Origin of the sequence: Chryseobacterium sp. SIMBA_028, assembly GCF_046535285.1 — a bacterium.
Lineage (GTDB): Bacteria > Bacteroidota > Bacteroidia > Flavobacteriales > Weeksellaceae > Chryseobacterium.
The window spans coordinates 1-276 of record NZ_JAWRWZ010000226.1 but is presented as its reverse complement, the minus strand read 5'-3'; the positions used below and the strand labels follow the sequence as shown (position 1 = coordinate 276).

The window sequence follows — 276 nt, the reverse complement described above, 5'->3', positions numbered from 1 at the left end:
CAATCTAGCTTTGCAGAAGCTGATTGACAGACATTCTATTTTGAGGACCATTATTTTTGAGAATGGGACTCAACGAATACTTCAAGACGAAGTTTTTTATTCTGTTGAACCTGTTGACCTGTCAGAAGCCAATGAGCAACAAATAGAAGAGAGCATATTGTCTGTACGGAATCACATGATTTCTAAAATTATTGATCCTGCTCAGTGGCCGTTATTTGAGCTGAAAGCATTTATTTTGCCTAACAAGAAAAAGTATTTCTGTTTAAATATAGACCC

The 276-nt window shown here is 35.9% G+C and carries 1 protein-coding gene; it reads left to right on the top strand.

Annotated elements, in window-relative coordinates:
* On the top strand, positions 1 to 276 hold a 276-nt coding region (locus SCA31_RS23245), incomplete at both ends, for a hypothetical protein (protein ID WP_410699390.1).